Origin of the sequence: Methylobacterium sp. PvR107 (assembly GCF_017833295.1) — a bacterium.
Lineage (GTDB): Bacteria > Pseudomonadota > Alphaproteobacteria > Rhizobiales > Beijerinckiaceae > Methylobacterium.
In genome coordinates this window covers 2,195,566-2,213,828 of record NZ_JAFIBW010000001.1, presented here as the reverse complement: position 1 = coordinate 2,213,828, position 18,263 = coordinate 2,195,566, and the positions used below count along the sequence as shown (strand labels likewise).

15 protein-coding genes are annotated in these 18,263 nt (G+C 70.3%); 5 read left to right on the top strand and 10 right to left on the bottom strand.

Going from position 1 to position 18,263, the window contains the following annotated elements:
- Positions 1 to 205: 205 nt before the first annotated feature.
- Entirely contained in the window at positions 206 to 2,830 is a 2,625-nt protein-coding gene (gene clpB, locus JOE48_RS10375) for an ATP-dependent chaperone ClpB (RefSeq protein ID WP_210029627.1), read from the bottom strand.
- Positions 2,831 to 3,028: 198 nt separating this feature from the next.
- On the opposite strand from clpB, the gene JOE48_RS10370 reads away from it, so the two are divergent.
- Positions 3,029 to 3,799, top strand: a complete 771-nt coding sequence (locus tag JOE48_RS10370; protein WP_210029626.1) for an MOSC domain-containing protein — start codon at positions 3,029 to 3,031, stop codon at positions 3,797 to 3,799.
- A gap of 143 nt (positions 3,800 to 3,942) precedes the next feature.
- Here the strand turns inward: JOE48_RS10370 and JOE48_RS10365 are convergent, their stop codons facing one another.
- The 3 genes from JOE48_RS10365 to JOE48_RS10355 form a co-directional block, all read right to left on the bottom strand.
- Positions 3,943 to 4,518, bottom strand: a complete 576-nt coding sequence (locus tag JOE48_RS10365; protein ID WP_210029624.1) for a c-type cytochrome — start codon at positions 4,516 to 4,518, stop codon at positions 3,943 to 3,945.
- Positions 4,519 to 4,535: 17 nt separating this feature from the next.
- Positions 4,536 to 5,807 carry a sorbosone dehydrogenase family protein gene (locus JOE48_RS10360; RefSeq protein ID WP_210029622.1) on the bottom strand — a complete coding sequence of 424 codons (1,272 nt, stop codon included), beginning with the start codon at positions 5,805 to 5,807 and terminating at the stop codon, positions 4,536 to 4,538.
- Positions 5,808 to 5,942: 135 nt separating this feature from the next.
- Complete coding sequence (locus JOE48_RS10355) at positions 5,943 to 7,919, bottom strand: alpha/beta hydrolase domain-containing protein (protein ID WP_210029620.1); 1,977 nt, start codon at positions 7,917 to 7,919, stop codon at positions 5,943 to 5,945.
- A 300-nt stretch (positions 7,920 to 8,219) separates the two neighbouring features.
- On the opposite strand from JOE48_RS10355, the gene JOE48_RS10350 reads away from it, so the two are divergent.
- A complete protein-coding gene (locus tag JOE48_RS10350) occupies positions 8,220 to 8,873 on the top strand; it encodes a protein-L-isoaspartate O-methyltransferase (RefSeq protein ID WP_210029619.1) in 654 nt (217 codons plus the stop codon).
- A 15-nt stretch (positions 8,874 to 8,888) separates the two neighbouring features.
- On the opposite strand, the gene JOE48_RS10345 is transcribed toward JOE48_RS10350, so the two are convergent.
- The 3 genes from JOE48_RS10345 to JOE48_RS10335 are packed head-to-tail and all read right to left on the bottom strand — an operon-like array spanning position 8,889 to position 12,125.
- Entirely contained in the window at positions 8,889 to 10,367 is a 1,479-nt protein-coding gene (locus JOE48_RS10345; RefSeq protein ID WP_210029618.1) for an NAD(P)/FAD-dependent oxidoreductase, read from the bottom strand.
- Entirely contained in the window at positions 10,364 to 11,272 is a 909-nt protein-coding gene (locus JOE48_RS10340; RefSeq protein ID WP_210029617.1) for an alpha/beta hydrolase, read from the bottom strand. Before JOE48_RS10340 ends, JOE48_RS10345 begins: the two co-directional genes overlap by 4 nt.
- 1 nt (position 11,273) lies before the next feature.
- The gene (locus JOE48_RS10335; protein ID WP_210029616.1) at positions 11,274 to 12,125 is read right to left on the bottom strand and encodes an SDR family oxidoreductase; all 852 of its coding nucleotides are present in this window, start codon (positions 12,123 to 12,125) and stop codon (positions 11,274 to 11,276) included.
- Between the two features lie 137 nt (positions 12,126 to 12,262).
- Here JOE48_RS10335 and JOE48_RS10330 point away from each other — a divergent pair, with 137 nt between their 5' ends.
- The gene (locus tag JOE48_RS10330) at positions 12,263 to 12,868 is read left to right on the top strand and encodes a TetR/AcrR family transcriptional regulator (protein WP_245252785.1); all 606 of its coding nucleotides are present in this window, start codon (positions 12,263 to 12,265) and stop codon (positions 12,866 to 12,868) included.
- Positions 12,869 to 12,925: 57 nt separating this feature from the next.
- Positions 12,926 to 14,173: a NupC/NupG family nucleoside CNT transporter gene (locus JOE48_RS10325; RefSeq protein ID WP_210029612.1), complete on the top strand. Its 1,248-nt coding sequence runs from the start codon at positions 12,926 to 12,928 to the stop codon at positions 14,171 to 14,173.
- A gap of 177 nt (positions 14,174 to 14,350) precedes the next feature.
- Here the strand turns inward: JOE48_RS10325 and pqqA (JOE48_RS10320) are convergent, their stop codons facing one another.
- Together pqqA (JOE48_RS10320) and pqqA (JOE48_RS10315) are read right to left on the bottom strand one after the other, a co-directional pair.
- Positions 14,351 to 14,440, bottom strand: coding sequence for a pyrroloquinoline quinone precursor peptide PqqA (gene pqqA, locus JOE48_RS10320; protein ID WP_007559223.1), 90 nt, complete (start codon positions 14,438 to 14,440; stop codon positions 14,351 to 14,353).
- 80 nt (positions 14,441 to 14,520) lie between these two features.
- Complete coding sequence (pqqA, locus tag JOE48_RS10315) at positions 14,521 to 14,610, bottom strand: pyrroloquinoline quinone precursor peptide PqqA (RefSeq protein WP_007559223.1); 90 nt, start codon at positions 14,608 to 14,610, stop codon at positions 14,521 to 14,523.
- A gap of 398 nt (positions 14,611 to 15,008) precedes the next feature.
- On the opposite strand from pqqA (JOE48_RS10315), the gene mgtE reads away from it, so the two are divergent.
- On the top strand, positions 15,009 to 16,421 hold the full coding sequence (mgtE, locus tag JOE48_RS10310; protein WP_409518572.1) for a magnesium transporter: 1,413 nt from the start codon (positions 15,009 to 15,011) through the stop codon (positions 16,419 to 16,421).
- 278 nt (positions 16,422 to 16,699) lie between these two features.
- Here the strand turns inward: mgtE and JOE48_RS10305 are convergent, their stop codons facing one another.
- Positions 16,700 to 18,241: an AMP-binding protein gene (locus JOE48_RS10305; protein ID WP_210029609.1), complete on the bottom strand. Its 1,542-nt coding sequence runs from the start codon at positions 18,239 to 18,241 to the stop codon at positions 16,700 to 16,702.
- Positions 18,242 to 18,263 lie beyond the last annotated feature (22 nt).

Genomic DNA, 18,263 nt, shown 5'->3' with positions numbered 1-18,263 from the left:
GGGGAACCGCGGGCGATCGCGGCCATCCGAAACCGGTCTCGGTCGGAAATGTCGACGCCCCTTCCAACGGGGCCGCGCAGCCCTGGGTCACGTCGCTTCGCTCGTCACGACGGAGGAGCGGCTGCGGCCGGAGCCACCGAACGCCAACTCGCTGAAAAGGCGGCGCACCACGATTCGGTGCGCCGCCCCCTTCCGTGCGGGTCGATCAGTTCAGCGTCGCATGGACCGGCCGGCGCTCGGTGCCGACCGTGACGTCGCCGATCATCAGCCCCATCGGGCCGAGGCGGACCGGCACCGTCTCGCCGTCGTGGATCTTGCCGGAGAGCACCAGCTCGGCCAGCGGATCCTGGACGGTCTTCTGGATGACCCGCTTCAGCGGCCGCGCCCCGTAGGCCGGGTCGTAGCCCTTGTCGGCGAGCCAGCTCTTGGCGTCCTCATCGACCTCCAGGGTGATCTTGCGATCGTCCAGGAGCTTCTGCAGGCGCCCGAGCTGGATTTCGACGATCGCCCCCATCTCCGACCGCGCGAGGCGGTGGAACAGGATGATCTCGTCGACCCGGTTCAGGAATTCTGGCCGGAAGTGTCCGCGCACCACGCCCATCACCTCGTCGCGGACCGCGTCGGTGTCCTCGCCCGCCGGCTGGTTCACCAGATACTCGGACCCGAGATTCGAGGTCATGATCAGCAGCGTGTTGCGGAAGTCGACCGTCCGGCCCTGACCGTCGGTGAGCCGCCCGTCGTCGAGGACCTGCAGCAGGACGTTGAACACGTCCGGATGCGCCTTCTCGACCTCGTCGAACAGCACGACCTGATAGGGCCGGCGCCGCACGGCCTCGGTCAGCGCACCGCCCTCCTCGTAGCCGACATAGCCCGGAGGCGCGCCGATCAGCCGGGCGACCGCGTGCTTCTCCATGTACTCGGACATGTCGATGCGCACGAGCGCCGTGTCGTCGTCGAACAGGAAGCCGGCCAGAGCCTTGGTCAGCTCGGTCTTGCCGACGCCCGTCGGGCCCAGGAACATGAACGAGCCGATCGGCCGGTTCGGATCCTGAAGGCCCGCGCGGGCGCGACGAACCGCGGTCGAGACCGCCTCCACGGCCTCGCGCTGGCCAACGACGCGCTTGGCGAGCGCCTCCTCCATGGCCAGCAGCTTCTCGCGCTCGCCCTCCAGCATCTTGTCCACCGGCACGCCGGTCCAGCGGGAGACCACCCCGGCGACGTGGGCGGGCGTGACCGCCTCCTCCATCATCGCGTCGCGGCCGTTCTCCGACTTCGCCTCGATCTCGGCGAGCTGCTTCTCCAGGCCCGGGATGACCCCGTAGGCCAGCTCACCGGCGCGCTGATACTGGCCCTGTCGCTGCGCCGCGGCGAGGTCGTTGCGCGCCTCGTCGAGCTTCTTCTTGAGACCGGCAGCCGTGCCGAGCTTGTCCTTCTCGGCCTTCCAGCGGGCGGTGATCGCCGCCGAGCGCTCCTCGAGATCGCCGAGCTCCTTCTCAAGCCGGACCAGCCGGTCGCGGGAGGCGGAATCGGTCTCCTTCTTGAGCGCCTCGCCCTCGATCTTCAGCCGGACGATCTCGCGGTCGATGTTGTCGAGCTCCTCGGGCTTCGAATCGACCTGCATGCGCAGGCGCGAGCCGGCCTCGTCGACGAGGTCGATCGCCTTGTCGGGCAGGAAGCGGTCGGTGATGTAGCGGTTCGACAGCGTCGCGGCCGCGACCAGGGCCGAATCCTGGATGCGCACGCCGTGGTGCTGCTCGTACTTCTCCTTCAGACCACGCAGGATCGAGACCGTGTCCTCCACGGTCGGCTCCGACACGAAGACGGGCTGGAAGCGCCGGGCGAGCGCCGCATCCTTCTCGACATGCTTGCGGTACTCGTCGAGCGTGGTCGCGCCGACGCAGTGCAGCTCGCCGCGGGCCAGGGCGGGCTTCAGCAGGTTGGAGGCGTCCATGGCCCCGTCTGCCTTTCCGGCGCCGACCAGCGTGTGCATCTCGTCGATGAACAGGATGATGCCGCCCTCGGCCGCCGTGACCTCGGAGAGCACACCCTTCAGCCGCTCCTCGAACTCGCCGCGATACTTTGCGCCGGCGATCAGCGCGCCCATGTCGAGGGCGAGCAGGCTCTTGTCCCGCAGGGACTCGGGCACGTCGCCGTTGACGATGCGCAGCGCCAGCCCCTCGACGATCGCGGTCTTGCCGACGCCGGGCTCACCGATGAGGACCGGGTTGTTCTTGGTGCGCCGGGACAGGACCTGGATGGTCCGCCGGATCTCCTCGTCGCGGCCGATCACCGGGTCGAGCTTGCCCTCCCGGGCGGCCTCGGTCAGGTCGCGGGCGTACTTCTTCAGCGCGTCGTAGGCGTTCTCGGCCGAGGCGTTGTCGGCGGTGCGGCCCTTGCGCAGGGCGTTGATCGCGGCGTTGAGCGAGGCCGGGGTGACGCCCGCGGCCTGGAGCGCGCGGCCCGCCTCGGAATCCTTCTCGACCGCCAGGGCGAGGAGCAGCCGCTCCACCGTCACGTACGAATCGCCCGCCTTCTCGGCGGCCTTTTCGGCGGTGTCGAACAGGCGCATCAGCTCGCGCGTCGCCTGCGGGGCGGCCGCGTTGCCGGAAACCTTCGGCTGCTTGGCGAGCCACTGCTCGGTCTGAGCGAGCGCTACGCGCGACTGGCCGCCCGCGCGGTCGATCAGTCCGGCGCAGAGGCCCTCCGGATCGTCGAGCAGCACCTTGAGCAGGTGGCCCGGCTGAAGCTGGGGATGTCCCTCGCGCATCGCGAGGTTCTGAGCCGCCTGCACGAAGCCGCGGGCGCGCTCGGTGTACTTTTCGAAGTTCATGCACAACCCTCCCGTACCGGCATCCGCCGCCCGATGAGAGGCGCGGCGCCACCGAAACGTCGCCCTCCGGCTATCCGCCGCGCGAGGGCCCCGGCGCCATGGTGGCCGCCGGTAGACCCGATGTGGTGTTGCAATTGAGCACCACAAGGGGCGGCGAAGCTCTTGCGTGCCGGATCATTTCAGGGCCACGCTCCGCGCATGACCGCATTGATTCATGTCATCGCCCTGTATCGCTATCCGGTGAAGGGCTTGAGCCCCGAACCTGTCGAGCGGGCGGAGCTCGAAACGAGCGGCCACTTCCCGGGCGACCGGCTCTACGCCATCGAGAACGGGCCGTCGGGCTTCAACGAGGTGGCGCCCCGGCATCAGCCGAAGACCAAATACCTGATGCTCATGCGCGACGAGGCCCTCGCCCGCCTGCGGACCCGCTACGACGACGCCACGGCGACGCTGACCGTGGAGGGACACGGAGAACCGCAGGCCTTCCGTCTCGACACCGAGGCCGGGCGTGCGGGCCTGGCGGATCTGATGCGGCGGTTCATCCCTGAGAGCCTGCGCGGCGAGCCGAAGGTGCTCGCCGCCCCGCCGCGGTACCGCTTCACGGATTCGCCGACCGGCTACGTGTCGCTGATCAATCGCGCGAGCGTGGCGGCGGTGGAGGATTACATCGGCGCGCCCGTGGATCCGCTGCGCTTCCGCGGCAACCTGCTGGTCGACGGGCTCGCGCCCTTCGCGGAGCTGGAGATGGTCGGGCAGGTGGTCGAGGCGCCGAGCGGCCTTCGCCTCAAGATCATCAAGCGGACCGTGCGCTGCGCTGCCACCAACGTCGACCCGGCGAGCGGCATCCGCGACTGCGACATCCCCTGGACCCTCGACGCGCGCCTCGGCCACCGCGACCTCGGCGTCTACGCCGAGGTGATCGCCGGCGGGGCGCTCGCGCAGGGCGATGCCCTGCGGGTGGTGGGGTGATGCGTTATCTCTTCCATCGAGTGCTGCCGTCTTTGCGAGCGTAGCGAAGCAATCCAGGGAGCGCCGAGCTGGCAAGCCACGCGCTGCCCTGGGTCACTTCGCTGCGCTCGTGATGACGGATGGGCGCGGATAGAGACGTCGTGTCAGAGCCGGGACACGTAGACCGCGAGATCCTTGATTTCCGCCTCGCTCAGGCCCTGCGCGACCTCGTTCATGGCGGGATCGTAGCCGGGCCGGGCGTTCGACTTGTAGCCGGCCAGTGCCTTGGCGAGATACTCCTCCCGCTGACCCCGGATCCGCGGGATCGCGTCGCGGCCCGCGAGGTCGGGGCCGTGGCAGGAATTGCACTGGTGCTTGGCGACGAGGGCCTGCCCCCGCTCCGTCAGGGCCGGGTCGGCGGGCGGGCCGGACCGGCTCGGCGGCGGCAGGGTCGCCACCGCGTCGGCATAGGCGCGCAGGTCGTCGTCGGAGAACCCGGCGGCGACGTCGTTCATGGGCGGCGCCTCGCGCTGCTTCTCCCGGAACTGGAACAGCTGCGTGACCACGTAGTCCGGGAGCTGCCCTCCGAGCGAGGGCACTCCCTCGGCCTCCGAGGTGCCCGCTCCGTGGCAGCCGATGCAGGGCGCGAGGCGCTCCTGCATCGCGGCATCCGGCGCCGCGAGGGCCGTGCCGGCCAGCATCGCGCCGAGGGCCGGTCCCAGCCCTCGGAGGATGCGCATCCGCGTCACAGGCGGCCTCACTTGCCGTAGCTGACGCGATAGATCGCGCCGTTGTAATCGTCGGCGACGAAGAGCGAGCCGTCCTTGGCGACGAGGACGTCGGCCGGACGTCCGACATACTTGTTGTCTTGGAGGAAGCCGGTCAGGAACGGCTCCACCGCGGTGATCTTGCCGTCGTTGCCGGCCTTGGCCATCACCACGTCGCCGCCGAGCTTCTTGGTGCGGTTCCAGGAGCCGTGCCGGGCGATGAAGATCGCGTCGCGATACGCCTCGGGGAACTGCGTCCCGGTGTAGAATCGCATGCCGAGCGAGGCCGTGTGCGGCCCGAGCAGGGCGGCCGGCGCGGTGAATTCCGAGCAGGAATGACCCCAGCCGTACTCGGGATCGGTGAACGTGCCCTGGTGGCAGAACGGGTAGCCGAAATGCTGCTTGCCCGGCTCGGAGATGACATTCAGCTCGTCGTTCGGGATGTCCTCCGACACCCAATCGCGGCCGTTATCGGTGAACCAGAGCTGCTTGGTCTTCGGGTTCCAGTCGAAGCCGACGGTGTTGCGCACGCCACGGGCGATCACCTCGGCGTTCTTGCCGTCGAGGTCCATGCGCCGAATCTGCGCGTGCGTCTCCGGCGGCATCAGGATGTTGCCCGGCGAGCCGATCGGCACGTAGAGCTTGTTGTCCGGGCCGATGGCGATGAACTTCCAGCCGTGCGCCTCGTCCTTCGGCAGGTCGTCGTAGACCAGGGTCGGCTTGGCCGCGCCGTCGAGATGCTGCGCGATGTCGTCGTAGCGCCAGATCTTCGAGAGCTCGGCGACGTAAAGCGCGCCGTCGTGATACGCGACGCCGTTCGGCCGGTGCAGGCCCGACGCGATGGTCTTGACCTCGCGCTTCCCGTCCTGGCCGGCCTGCGGCAGCACCGCGTAAACCTTGCCGACCGTGCGGGTGCCGACGAACAGGGTGCCATCCGGTGCCTGGGTCATCTCGCGGGCATTCGCGAGACCGCTCGCGTAGACCTCGATCTTGAAGCCGTCCGGTACCTTCAGCTGGTCCAGCGGCAGCTTGGCGACCGGGGTCGCGAGCGGTGGCCCCGCGACGGGTGCGAGCTTCGCGGCCGCGCCGCTCTCAGGCCGACCATACAGCGCATCTCCGCGTTCGACGGGCTTCACGCTCGCCGGCGGGGCTGCGGAGGCGGGCGTCTCCTGCGCGCGCACGGCTTGGGTACCGAGGGCGCCCAGGCAGGTGAGCGCGGCGGCGAGGGAGCGGGTGAGGAGCGGCTTGCGGTTCGGCGTCATGGTGTCTCCCGATGCGGCAGGCGCTCTGGCCGGCCCGCTTGTTATGCACTCGTTATTCAACGAACTGTCCGACGACGCGACCCGCCGGGCAAGCCTGGGCGCGACAGCGCGATGCCGACGTAACTCGCGCCCGGATTAGGGGCGCTGCGCGCCCGTGCGGGCACGTTCCAGGTACCGGTCGCCATCCTCCCGCAGCAGCAGCCTGTCCGCAACGAGCGCGTCAACGGTGCGGGCGACGGCGTCAGCATAGGCGGCCTGATCCGGGTAACGCTCCGCGAGCGAGAGCCGCGGGTCACCCTTGGCGTCGCGCTCGGCCTTCGTCCCCGCGAAGGGCAGCAGGCTGCCTTCGCGATCGCACAGCGCGCCGGCCGGGAACGGCTCGGCGTAGAGGTTCCAGCCGGTATAGGTGCCGCGCGGCACGGCGACCTCGGGCAGGCGGATACCCGCGATGGCCTGCCCGTCCGCGTCGACCCGCGGCACCAGGGGCCGGTATTGCGGCCCCGCTTCGGGATGCGGGTCGACGTAGGTCGGAAACCGCGCGATGGCGTTGGTGAATGTCGCGACGGCGAGACCCGGAACGTACGGGAAGCCTGTGGCTGTCGGCTCGACCAGGGTCCCGTCCGATCGGCGCGGCACCCGGCTCGCCGGCGGCGCCCGGCCGTCGCGCACCCATTCCTCGAGATCGACCAGCAGCGCCCGCAGGGCCGGGCCGGGATTGAGCGTGTTGCGCGGATTGGCGCACGGCCCCTTGTCCGAGACGAGGCCTGAGCGGCCGTAGTGGAAACCGCCCGCGATCAGGTAGGCCCGCGCCGTGTCCGGCAGGTCCACGTCGGCGCGGCCGAGGGGATCCGTTGTCAGGAGCGACGCGCCCTTCTGCCAGTACTCGGTCTCGGTGTTCACCTCCATCCAGAGCGGGTCGAAGCCGTCGCCGCGCAGGAGTGCGCCGCGCTGCCCCGTCACCGGATCGTGCTGGACGGCCGGCGAGAAGGGGAAGGCGTTCTCGGGGTAGAGGTGATCCTCGTGCTGGGTGTTGGTCCGCGAGGGCTGGGCGAAGCGCGCGTTGAGGAAGACGCCGCCGACTCCGGAGATATGGGCCAGCACCCCGTCGAAGACGCGGGCGCCGGCCTCGTCCCGGTTGAAGCCGAGATGGACGAAGTCGCGCAGGAAGCGACCGCTCTGCGAGATGCCGAGCGCGAGGGCGCGCTGCATCTTGCCGCCGGCCGGATTGTCCGCGGCGCCCTCGCGCAGATGGGCGACCACATCCCGCGTCGCCGCAAAGCCGAGGCCCAGCACCTTCGGGCCGACGGCCTCGTAGGTGAACTCGTAGAGCGAGCCGGGCTGGGGCTTCGTGCCCGCCGGCAGCAGCATGAGCTGGCGCGGCCCCGCGAAGGTCCAGGCCTCGCGCGGCACCGGCTGGGGCGGGTCGGCCTCCCGGCGCCGGACCGTCAGGGTGGCGCCGGGCTGGTCCGTGCCGGCCGCCGCGAAGGTCAGGTAGAACGGCGCCTCCAGCGGGCCGCGCGTTCCACTCACCAGTTCATCACGCACGGTGCCGACGATCGGCCTGCCGTCGCGGCTGGCCACCGGTACGTCGATCGCCATGCCGCCGTTCTGGCGCAGGGCGTCCGCCTCCCAGCCCGACCACACGATCGTGTCGCCGCGGTTCAGGACCAGGGCCGTGCCCGCATCCCGGGCTTCGCGCGGGTCGTTGACCGCCTGCGCGGCCTGGGCGGGCGCGTCGAGCACCCAGTTGAACAGGAACTTCCGGCCCCGGTTGAGCACCTCGTAGACCAGCGTACCGCTGCCGCGCGCCGGGTCCTTGGGGCGCAGGATGAACAGGTCCGTGCGATACTCGACGAGGCCGCGCGCGTTGCGCGGCGCCAGCGCGATGTCGGCAATGCCGGCATTGGCGGGGTCCGCCGGGTCGATCTCCCCGCGGGCGAAGCCGGTGACCCGCTCGTAGGCGCCGGTCTCTCCGAAGCTCGCACCGCCTGCGAACGGCTCGACGGCGGTGATGTCGAGGCCCACGATCCGGGCCGCAGCCGGCGAGGCGGCCGGCACCGCGAGGCAGAGTGCAGCGACGCAGGCACGCAAGCGCACAGCGCGGATAGACATCCCTCGATCCCCCCAATAACGTTTTCGTTCTTAGGCCGTCGGAGCCCTGGGCCGATTAAGCGAAGGCTGGGCGTCGCATGTCGACAGCATTCTGAACGCCAGCGTTACAAATTCGCGGCCGCGACCAGACCAAGGGGCCCCGAGCGACGCGCGGACGGCTGCGCCCGCACTCGCCTTGCGTTTTGGGCACCGATCTCCGAAAACGCCCCCGTCCGGAAAGCTTAGGCTTGGCCGGGGGACCGGCGACCTGCCGGAGCCCGGCCGAAGCGGCGTTCCGATCCGGTTCGAGGACAGGGTTCGATGATCGATTACGCGCAGGCGCGGCGGATGATGGTCGACTGCCAGTTGCGGACCTTCGACGTGAACGACAATACGGTGCTCGACGCGTTCGACACCGTGGCGCGCGAGACGTTCGTGCCCAAGGGCCGCGAGCCCTTCGCGTATATCGACCAGACCCTGCACATCGACGGGGCCGGCGGCGAGACCCGCTGCATGCCGGCGCCGATGGTGCTGGCGCGGATGATCCAGGCCCTGCGGGTCCGGCCGGGCGTCACTGCCCTCGATGTCGCCAGCGGCTACGGCTACGCCGCGGCGGTCATGGCGCAACTCGGCGCCCAGGTGACCGCGCTGGAATCGGTTCCCGATCTCGCCGCCGAGGCGCGCGGCCGGCTCGGCAGCACCGTCCAGGTGGTGGAGGGCCCGATCGGCGCCGGCGCGCCCAAGCAGGCGCCGTTCGACGTGATCCTGATCAACGGACGCGTCGAGGTCCGGCCGCAGGCGCTGCTGGAGCAGCTGAAGGATAGCGGCCGCCTGGTCTGCGTGATGGGCCCGCACCGGAACGCGAAGGTGACGCTGTTCGTCCGGGCCGGCGACGCCTTCGGCGCGCGCCCGCTGTTCGATGCGTCGCTCCCCGGCCTCGATGCCTTCGCGGAGGAGGCCGGCTTCGCGTTCTGAGCGCCGAACCCAGTCTCAGCCCAACCGGTAATCGGCCATCCGGGCCCGGCGGGCGCTGCGCCGGTAGGCCATCACCGAATCCGGCCAGAGGGTCGTGTTGCGCCCCGCGGCGTCGAGATACCAGCTCTTGCAGCCCCCGGCCTGCCAGATGCTGTCGGCCAACCGGGTGCGGATCCGGTCGAGGAAGCGCGCCTGCGCCTCCGGGCGGACCTCGATCGCCCGGGCGCCCCGGCGCAGGGCCTTCAGGCAGTCGAGCACGTGCTGCACCTGAACCTCGATCATCGACACGACCGAGTTGTGCCCGAGCCCGGTATTCGGCCCGAGCAGCATGAAATAATTCGGAAAGCCCGCGACGGTGATGCCCTGGTAGGCGCCCATGCCGCCGGCCCAGGCCTCGGTCAGCCGCAGGCCGCCGCGCCCGACGAGGTTCATCCGCGCGAAGGTCGCGGTGACGTCGAAGCCCGTGGCGTAGACGATCACGTCGAGGTCGTGCGTGTGGCCGCCTTCGGTGACCACGCCGGTCGGCGCGATCCCCGTGATGACCCCGGTTTCCAGGGTGACGTTCGGGCGCTGGACGGCCGGGTAGTAATCGTCGGAAATCAGCACCCGCTTGCAGCCGAGCCGGTAATTCGGCGTCAGCTTTTCCCGCAGCACTTTGTCCGGGACCGCCTTGGCGAGATGCCGGCGCGCCAGGCCCTCGGCCTGGGCGGTCAGCTTCGAGACCTTGGTGAAGCCGAGCAGCGCGCGGATCTCGTGGAGCCAGAACAGCCGCGCCCGCTCCAGCTGCCGGGCGAACGGGATCTTCCGGTACCGGTCCTTGGCACGCTCCGCGATGGCATGGTCGTTCTTGGGCATGATCCAGGGCGGCGTGCGCTGGAACAGGGTGAGCTGGGCGGTGATCGCGGCGAGCTCGGGCACCACCTGGACCGCGCTCGCCCCCGTGCCGATCACCCCGACGCGCTTGCCCGCGAGGTCGACGGCATGGTCCCACGCCGCCGTGTGGAAGGCGGGACCCGCGAAGGACTCGCGGCCGGGGATATCCGGATAGGCCGGGTGATGCAGGCCCCCCATGCCGGAGACGATCGCCCGCGCGGTGATCGGCCCCCGGTCGGTCTCGACGTGCCAGAGGGCGCGCGCCTCGTGCCAGGTGGCGCCCTGAAAGGTGGTCCGGAACTGGATCACCGGCATCAGCCCGTGGCGCTCGGCGGTGTTGCGCAGATAGGCCAGGATCTCCGGTTGCGGGGCGTACATCCGGCTCCAGTCGGCCTTCGGGGCGAAGGAGAGGGAATAGAGATGCGAGGGCACGTCGCAGGCTGCCCCCGGATAGGTGTTGTCGTGCCACGTGCCGCCGAGGCCGTCGCTCTTCTCGATCACCCGCAGCGGCCCGATCCCCGCCTGCCGGCAGCGGATCGCCATGGCCAGCCCGGAGAAGCCGGCGCCGACGATGAGGACCGCCAGCGGTTCAGGGGCGGTTTCGCCCGCAGGATCGGTCATGGCACGAGGCTCCCGGAGCTGGCGTGGGATTTCGGCGCGCGGGCCTTCAGGAAGGCGGCGGCCTCGTCAAGGGAGATCCGCGCCTCCGGCAGGATATGGGCCGCGAACTGCCAGGCATGGGAGACGACGGGGAAGACCTTCAGCTCCGTCTCGACCCCGGCCGCCCGGGTCCGCTCCGCCATGCGCACGGAATCGTCGCGCAGGATCTCGCGGTCGCCCACGTGGAACAGCAGCGGCGGGAAGCCGGCCGGGTCGCCGTAGATCGGCGAGATCCGCGGGTCGGCGGGGTCGGCCTTGCCGAGATACATCGGCCGGATCGCCGCGAGCGCCTGCGGGTCGAACATCGCGTCGCGCCACGCATTCGTCACCCGCGAGCCGTCCTCGGAGACGAAGTCGGTGGCGGCGGAGAACAGGGCGGCGGCCCAGGGCATCGGCAGGCCGCGGTCGCGGGCCTCGGCCATCAGGACCAGGGCGAGATTGCCGCCGGCCGACTCGCCGGCCACGCAGGCCGCGCCCTCGGCGCTGAAGGCCCGCCAGACCGCCACGACATCCTCGACGGCGGCGGGGAACGGGTGCTCGGGGGCGAGGCGGTAATCCGGGGCGAAGATCGTGAAGCCGCGCAGGGCCAGCGCGCCCGTCACGGGCCGGTGCGTGCGCGGCGAGCAGGCGATGAAGCCGCCGCCGTGGATGTAGAGCATCCGCTGTCCCGGCCCGGATCTCGGCCGCACCCACTCGCCGCGGATGCCCCCGACGGTCCCGGGCTCGTAGGTCACGCCCTTAGGGTCGGGGAAGGCCGGGGCCTCGAAGATGCGGCGGAAGGCGGCGGCGTCCCGCGCCCGGGCCAGCGGACCGCGGATCCGGCTGCGGATCATGTAGGCGCCGATATAGGCGCGCAGGCTTGCCATCTCAGAGGTTCCCGCCCGACAGCCGCACGATCGTCTTCCAGTAGCCGGCCGGCATCAGCCGCTGGATCAGCGCCGCGTTCCGGGCATCCTTGCCGATGACGATGCGCGGCGCCCGGGCCTCGATGCCGCGGATGATCGCGTGCGCGGCGTCGGCGGGCGGAAGGGTCAGGAGCTTGCCGAAGGCCTCGCGCCCCTTCTCGTCCTCGACCGCTGCACGCTTGGCCGCCTCGGGGTCGGAGGGCGGCCGGCGGCCGCGGGCGTTGCGGGAGATGGCGGTGGCGACCCCGCCCGGATGGACGACCGTGATCCCGAGCCCGGTGCCCTCGTATTCGTGGCGCAGGGCCTCAGAGAAGCCCCGGACCCCGAACTTGCTGGTGCAGTAAGCGACCTGGCCGGGAGGCGCGATCAGCCCGAACAGGCTCGACAGGTTGACGATCTGTGCCGCCGGCCGGGCGCGCAGCATCGGCAGGAAGGCGTGGCACATGCGCACGACCGCGCGCAGGTTGATGTCCATCAGCCACTCGAAATCGTCGAGATGCGTCTCGTCGAACCGGCCGCCGAGCGCCACGCCGGCATTGTTGATCAGGATGTCGAGGCGCCCGAACCGGTCCTGTGCCCAGTCTGGCAGCGCGCGGATCGCGTCCGCATCCACGAGATCGACGATCCGGGTCTCGACCGTGGTGCCGCGTCCGCGAACCTGCCGGGCGACGTCCTCGAGGCCGACCGGATCCCGGTCCACCAGCAGGAGGCTGCAGCCCTTGGCGGCCAGACCCGCCGCCAGGGCGGCTCCGATGCCGCTCGCCGCGCCGGTGATCAGCGCGACCGCGCCTGCGAGCTGAAACCTCTGAGCCAATCTGTGCCTCCCGTCTTGCCGGTTGGTCCGGGCCTGGCGCGAGGGATAGCCTCCGCTCCGGAGATTGTCTAGGGTGAACACCCTAGGCGAGACGACGGACCATGGCGCGCGGCCGAGCATCATTGAAGGACGAGAGGATGCCGCCCCCGGCCGCGCCGAGCACGCGCGACCGGATCCTGGCGGTGAGCCTGGCGCTGTTCAACGCCCGCGGCCTGGGCCGCGTGACGACGGCGGAGATCGCCGCGGCGACGGGGATTCGCGAGGGGAACCTGCAGTATCATTTCCCGCGCAAGAGTGGCCTCGTGGAGGCGATGTTCGCCGGCTTCGAGGCGGAGGCCGTGGCGGTTGCCGGCCGGATGCCGGCGGATCCCGCGGCGCCGGAGGCGCTGCTCGCCTACCAGCGGGCGTGGTTCGACCTGATCTGGCGCTACCGCTGCGTCTACCGGGACGGGATCGCCATGGTGGAGATCGCGCCGGCCCTGCGCCCGCGTGTCCACGCGCTGCGGGCGCAGACGCAGGATCTGGCCCGCGGCGTCTTCGAGGCGGCGGCGCGGGCCGGGCGGCTCCGGATCGGCCCCGACGCCCTCGGGCGCCTCATCGACAATGCCTGGATCGTGTCCAGCCACTGGATGAGCCATCGTCCCCAGGGCGGTAGTGCGCTGACCGAGGCCGATCTCGACTGGGGCTTCGCGCAGGTCCGAGACCTGTTCACCCCCTATCTCGCGCCGGATCGACCGGATTGACGGTCGCTGGCCCGAACCTTCCATAAGCGCCGGCCAAGCTCGGACCCGAAGGACGCGATGCTCGACCGCCTGACCCATGCCGGCCTCAGCCTCCTGCTGCTGCTCGCCGTCGCGGCCCTGTTCTCCACGAACCGCCGCGCGATCCGCCCGCGGGTCGTGCTGGCGGCCCTCACACTCCAGGTGGGGCTCGGGGCGCTGGTCCTGTTCCTGCCCGCCGGTCAGGCCGCGCTGGTGGCGGCCGCCGACGCGGTGGTGACGGTGCTGTCCTACGGCGACCGCGGCACGGCCTTCCTGTTCGGCGGCCTCGTCGAGCCGAAGATGTTCGAGCTGTTCGGGGGCTCGGGCTTCATCCTGGCGCTGCGGGTGCTGCCGCAGATCCTCTACGTCTCGGCTCTGATCGCGGTGCTCTATCACGTCGGCCTGATGCAGGTCCTGGCCCGCGGCCTTGGTGCGGTCCTCCAGCGGATCCTCGGCACAGCGCCGATCGAGTCCTTCGCTGCCGTCATTACGATCGCCATCGGTCAGAGCGAGATCGCGGTGGCTCTACGCCCGTTCCTCGCGCTCCTGACCGGTGCCGAGCTGTTCGCGGTCATGTCGAGCGGCGCCTCGTCCACGGCGGGCTCGATCCTGGCCGGCTACGCCGCCCTCGGCGTCCCGATGACCTACCTGCTCGCCGCCTCGGTGATGGCGATCCCCGGCGGCCTGCTCTACGCCAAGATCCTCATGCCCTCCACCGAGCCGACCCGGATCGCCACCACCCGGGTGGAGTTCGGCGAAACCCGCGCGGCCAACATCATCGAGGCGGCGGCGGACGGCACGCAGAAGGGCTTGGCGGTGGCCGTCTCGGTCGGCGCCATGCTGATCGCCTTCGTGGGCCTCATCGCGCTGGCGGACGGGCTCCTCGGTACCGCGGGGGGCTGGTTCGGCTATCCCGGCGCCTCGTTCGAGGGCGTATTCGGCTGGGCGCTGGGCCCGCTGGCGTGGATTCTCGGTGTTCCTTGGGAGCACGCGACGCTGGTCGGCGGCGCGATCGGCCAGAAGCTCGCCTTCAATGAATTCTTCGCCTACGCCAACCTGTCACCGACGCTGAAGGCCGGCACGCTCGACCCGCGCTCGCAGGCGATCGTCTGCTTTGCCCTGTGCGGCTTCGCGAATTTCGCCTCGATCGCGATCCAGCTTGCGAGCTTCTCGAGCCTCGTTCCGGAGCGGCGCTCCGAGGTCGCCCGCTACGGGCTCCGGGCAATCCTGGCGGGCTCACTCTCGAACCTCACGAGCGCGGCCATCGCAGGGCTCTTCGTGCGGTGAGGCGGTATCGGCCGGTCCGGCGTCCTGCGAGGCGCCGGAGCCGGGACGAACCTCCGGTCTCAGCCCAAGCAATCCGATGCCGGAAGGTCTCGCAGGGCGTAGGCGCAGGCCAGGACGGCGCACAAACGAAAAGCGCCGCTTCGAGTGAAGCGGCGCCCAAACCGTGCGGTCGTCGACTTAGTTGAAGGTGTCGATCTCAGCCGACTCGTAGCTGGTGACTTCCATGCCGACGCAGATCTCGGACACGATCGGGGCAGACCAAGCCATGTTTTCCTCCTGGAGAATTTCGGATATTTTAGTTTGAGACCACGTTGACCGAGGCATATTTCACCTCGGATCACAGTGACTTAGTTGAAGGTGTCGATCTCAGCCGACTCGTAGCTGGTGACTTCCATGCCGACGCAGATCTCGGACACGATCGGGGCAGACCAAGCCATGGCGCTTCTCCTCGCTGTTGCTGAGAGGCATATAGGCAATATCTTGGACGCAATACAAGCGAGCGCAACACTTATATTTCTCATAGGGAGGCCGCTATCCTCCGTGGAGGGGGTTGGTGCCGCGGTGCGACACCGGCGCGCGGAGTGCAGCGGGTGGTCGGAACGCACGGGATCGGGAACTGTTTCGGCTTGACGGGCCTTCCGCGCGGGCGCACGACGCAGCCGCGCGCTATCGTCTCCGGCGACGCCGCGCTCCCATTCAGCAGCGACCCGCGAAGCGACGTGCCCGACCGATCGTGCCTGCCGTGCCCGGCCCCGTGCCGTCGTCCCGCCTGAGCCGCTGAGAGGCCTGGCCGCGGGGCGACCGGCGCGGCTGCCGGCTACGGCCTTGACCCAGGATGACCGGCGCCGCGTCGTCTCGTAACCCACGAGGCGAGGCCATGAACGAGATCGCCCTCTTCGATACGCGCGTCGACCCGTCCGTGCTGGCCGCGCGTCTCTCGGACGAGCGCGCCCCGGATATCGTCGAGAAGCTCAACGACGAGGCCCCCGAGGTCGCTGCCGCCATCCTGCTGGGCCTGCCGGTGGAGCGGGCGATCGAGGTGCTCGATCAGCCGGAACTCGACTGCGTCGCCGACATCATCGAGATGCTGCCGCGCGACCGGGTCGCGGCCTACCTGTCGGGCATGTCGGCCGACCGGGTCACCGACGTGTTCCGCGAGATCGAGGAGCCCGGCCGCTCCGACCTGCGCGCCCGCCTCGACGCCGAGACCCGGGGCGCGGTGGACCGACTCTCAGCCTACGGCGAGGAGACGGTCGGCTCGCTGATGACCACCGAGTTCGTCACGGTGCCGGGCACATGGACGGTCGGCCAGACCCTGGAGCACATCCGCCACGTCGAGAAGACCCGCGAGACCATCTACGCGATCTTCGTGCTCGACCCGCGCACCCGGGCGCTCACCAAGGCGGTGCCGCTGCGCCGGCTGATCTCGGGCGATCCCAACGACAACGTGCTCAGCGTCGCACCGGGGCGGCGGCCCCTCGCCGTCTCGCCGACGGCGAGCCGCGAGGAGGCGGCCCGGCTGATCTCCAAATACGACCTTTTGGCGCTGCCGGTGGTCGATGCAGTCGGCCACGTCATCGGAATCGTCACGGTCGACGACATGATCGACGCCATGATCGAGAAGCAGACGCAGGATGTGCAGCGCTTCGGCGGCATGGAGGCGCTCCCCGAGCCCTACATGGATATCGGCTTCTTCACGATGATCCGGAAGCGCGCCGGCTGGCTGTGCGCGCTGTTCCTGTCGGAGATGCTGACCGCCTCGGCCATGCAAGGTTTCGAGGGCGAGCTCGAGAAGGCGATCGTCCTGACGCTGTTCATCCCGCTGATCATGAGCTCGGGCGGCAATTCCGGCTCGCAGGCGACCTCGCTGCTGATCCGGGCACTGGCCCTGCACCAGATCCGCCTGCGCGACTGGTGGCGGGTGGCCTTGCGCGAACTGCCGACGGGGATCTTCCTCGGGACGATCCTCGGCATCATCGCGGTGATCCGGATCGTGGCCTGGCAGAAGCTCGGCCTGTACGATTACGGCGAGCACTGGCCGCTGGTTGCCGCCACGGTCGGCGCGGCGCTGGTCGGAATCGTGACGTTCGGGTCGTTGTCCGGCTCGATGCTGCCGTTCCTGCTCCAGCGGATCGGCTTCGATCCGGCTACCGCCTCGGCGCCCTTCGTGGCAACGCTGGTCGATGTGACCGGGCTCGTGATCTACTTCTCGGTGGCGCTGCTGATCCTGCGCGGGACGCTCCTGTAGGGTGCTTGTGAGCCGCGCCGGACATGTTCCAGTCGGCGCTTCGGATCGGACGCTGGAACGCGCAGTCGACGATGTGACGTTCTCGGACCGGTGATCCGCCCCGTCGTTCCGGGGCGCCGCAGGCGAGCCCCAAAACCAAAGCCGCTGCCTCAGAAGGATCCTGGCGCGTTGGTGCGCCAGGATTCCGGGCTCCGCGTCGCGGCCCCGCAACGACGGGATCGGACGGCTGTGATGCGGCGAATGGTGACGCGGATCGCACCCACGCCGGGCAATTCACCTCACCCCGCCACCGCCTCGGCTAGCCGCTTGCGCTGCACCTTGCCGTTCGCCGTGCGGGGCAGAGCGTCGAGAAAGCGGATCTCCCGCGGGCGCTTGTACGCGGCGAGCCGCTCGGCACACCACGCGAGCAGGGCCTCGGCGTCGGGCTCCGCGTCGGGCTGGAGCACCACGAAGCCGCAGATCACCGAGACATCCGCCCGCACCGGCAACTCGGCGACGCCCACCTCTGCCACCGACGGATGGGCGGAGAGCACCACCTCCACCTCGTTTGGGGAGACCCGGTAGCCCATCGCCTTCATCAGGTCGTTGTTGCGGCCCTCGAACCAGAGGTAACCGTCGGCATCGAGCCGTGCCAGGTCGCCGCCGACGAACCAGTCGCCGCGCATCACCTCGGCCTCCTCCTCGGGGCGGTTCCAGTAGCCCAGCATCAGGGCAGGCTCTGACCGGTGGACGGCGAGCAGGCCAGTCTCGCCCGCGGGCAGGGGAACGGCGTCGCCTTCCGCGGGCAGGATCGCCACCCGCCGCCCAGGCTGCGGCTTACCGGGCGAGCCGGGCCGCACCGGGATCGTCGAGCCGCTGGAGATGTAGGTCGAGATCTCGCTCATCCCGAGCGCCTCGTAGAGCGGCTTGCCCGTCGCGTGCGTCCAGGCGTCGAGCAACTCGACCGGGAGCGGCTCGCCCGCCGTGCAGCCATGGCGCAGGCTCGACAGATCGTGCGCGCCGAGATCGCCGTACTTGAGGATCTGACGGTAGAGCGTCGGGACGGCGGCGAACACAGTGGCGTGGTACTGCGCGATCAGGCGCGGCCAGATGGCGGGATCGCGCGGGCCATTGTAGAGCACCGCGGTTGCGCCCACCGACCACGGATCGCTGAGGCCGACGCCCAGTGTGTAGGTCCAGTTCATGGTGCCGGCATGCAGCATCACGTCGGCTTCGGTCAGCCCGAGCCAGTGGTCGAGCATCGGCCGGCGGCCGTAGGCGGCACGGTGGGCGTGAAGCACGCCCTTCGGCCGGCTGGTCGTGCCGGAGGTGTAGATCAGTACCGCCGGATCGTCGGCGGCGGTGTCGGCGTAGGCGGGCAGCGGCGGACCGGCCTTCAGGGCGGCGATGGCGGCGGCATCGAGGAGCAGCCGGCCGTCCAGGGCCTCCGGCGCGACCGTGCAGCCGCTGCCGACCACCACGGCGGCGGCGCCGGAATTCTCCATCAGGAACGCCGCCTCGGCCGCGGTGAGCTGCGGCGAGGAGGGCAGCGCGACGAGGCCGGCCGCCAGAGCGCCGAAATAGACGAGGACGTAATCGGCCTCATTGCCCATCCGGATCATCACCCGGTCGCCGGGCTTGAGCCCCAGATCGAGCAAGCCCGCCGCGATCGCGCGCGCCGACCGCTCGACCGCGCCGAAGCTGAGGCAGTCGGCCATCCCATCCCCGACCAGGACGAGGGCGGTCTTGTCGGCGCGCAGCCGCGCGTTCTCAGCGAGGCAGTACCGCGCGGCGTTGAACCGCGCGGGCGGCTGGCGGTCGTGGGGCAGGCTGTCGGGCACCGGGCGCTCTCCCGCATTCGGG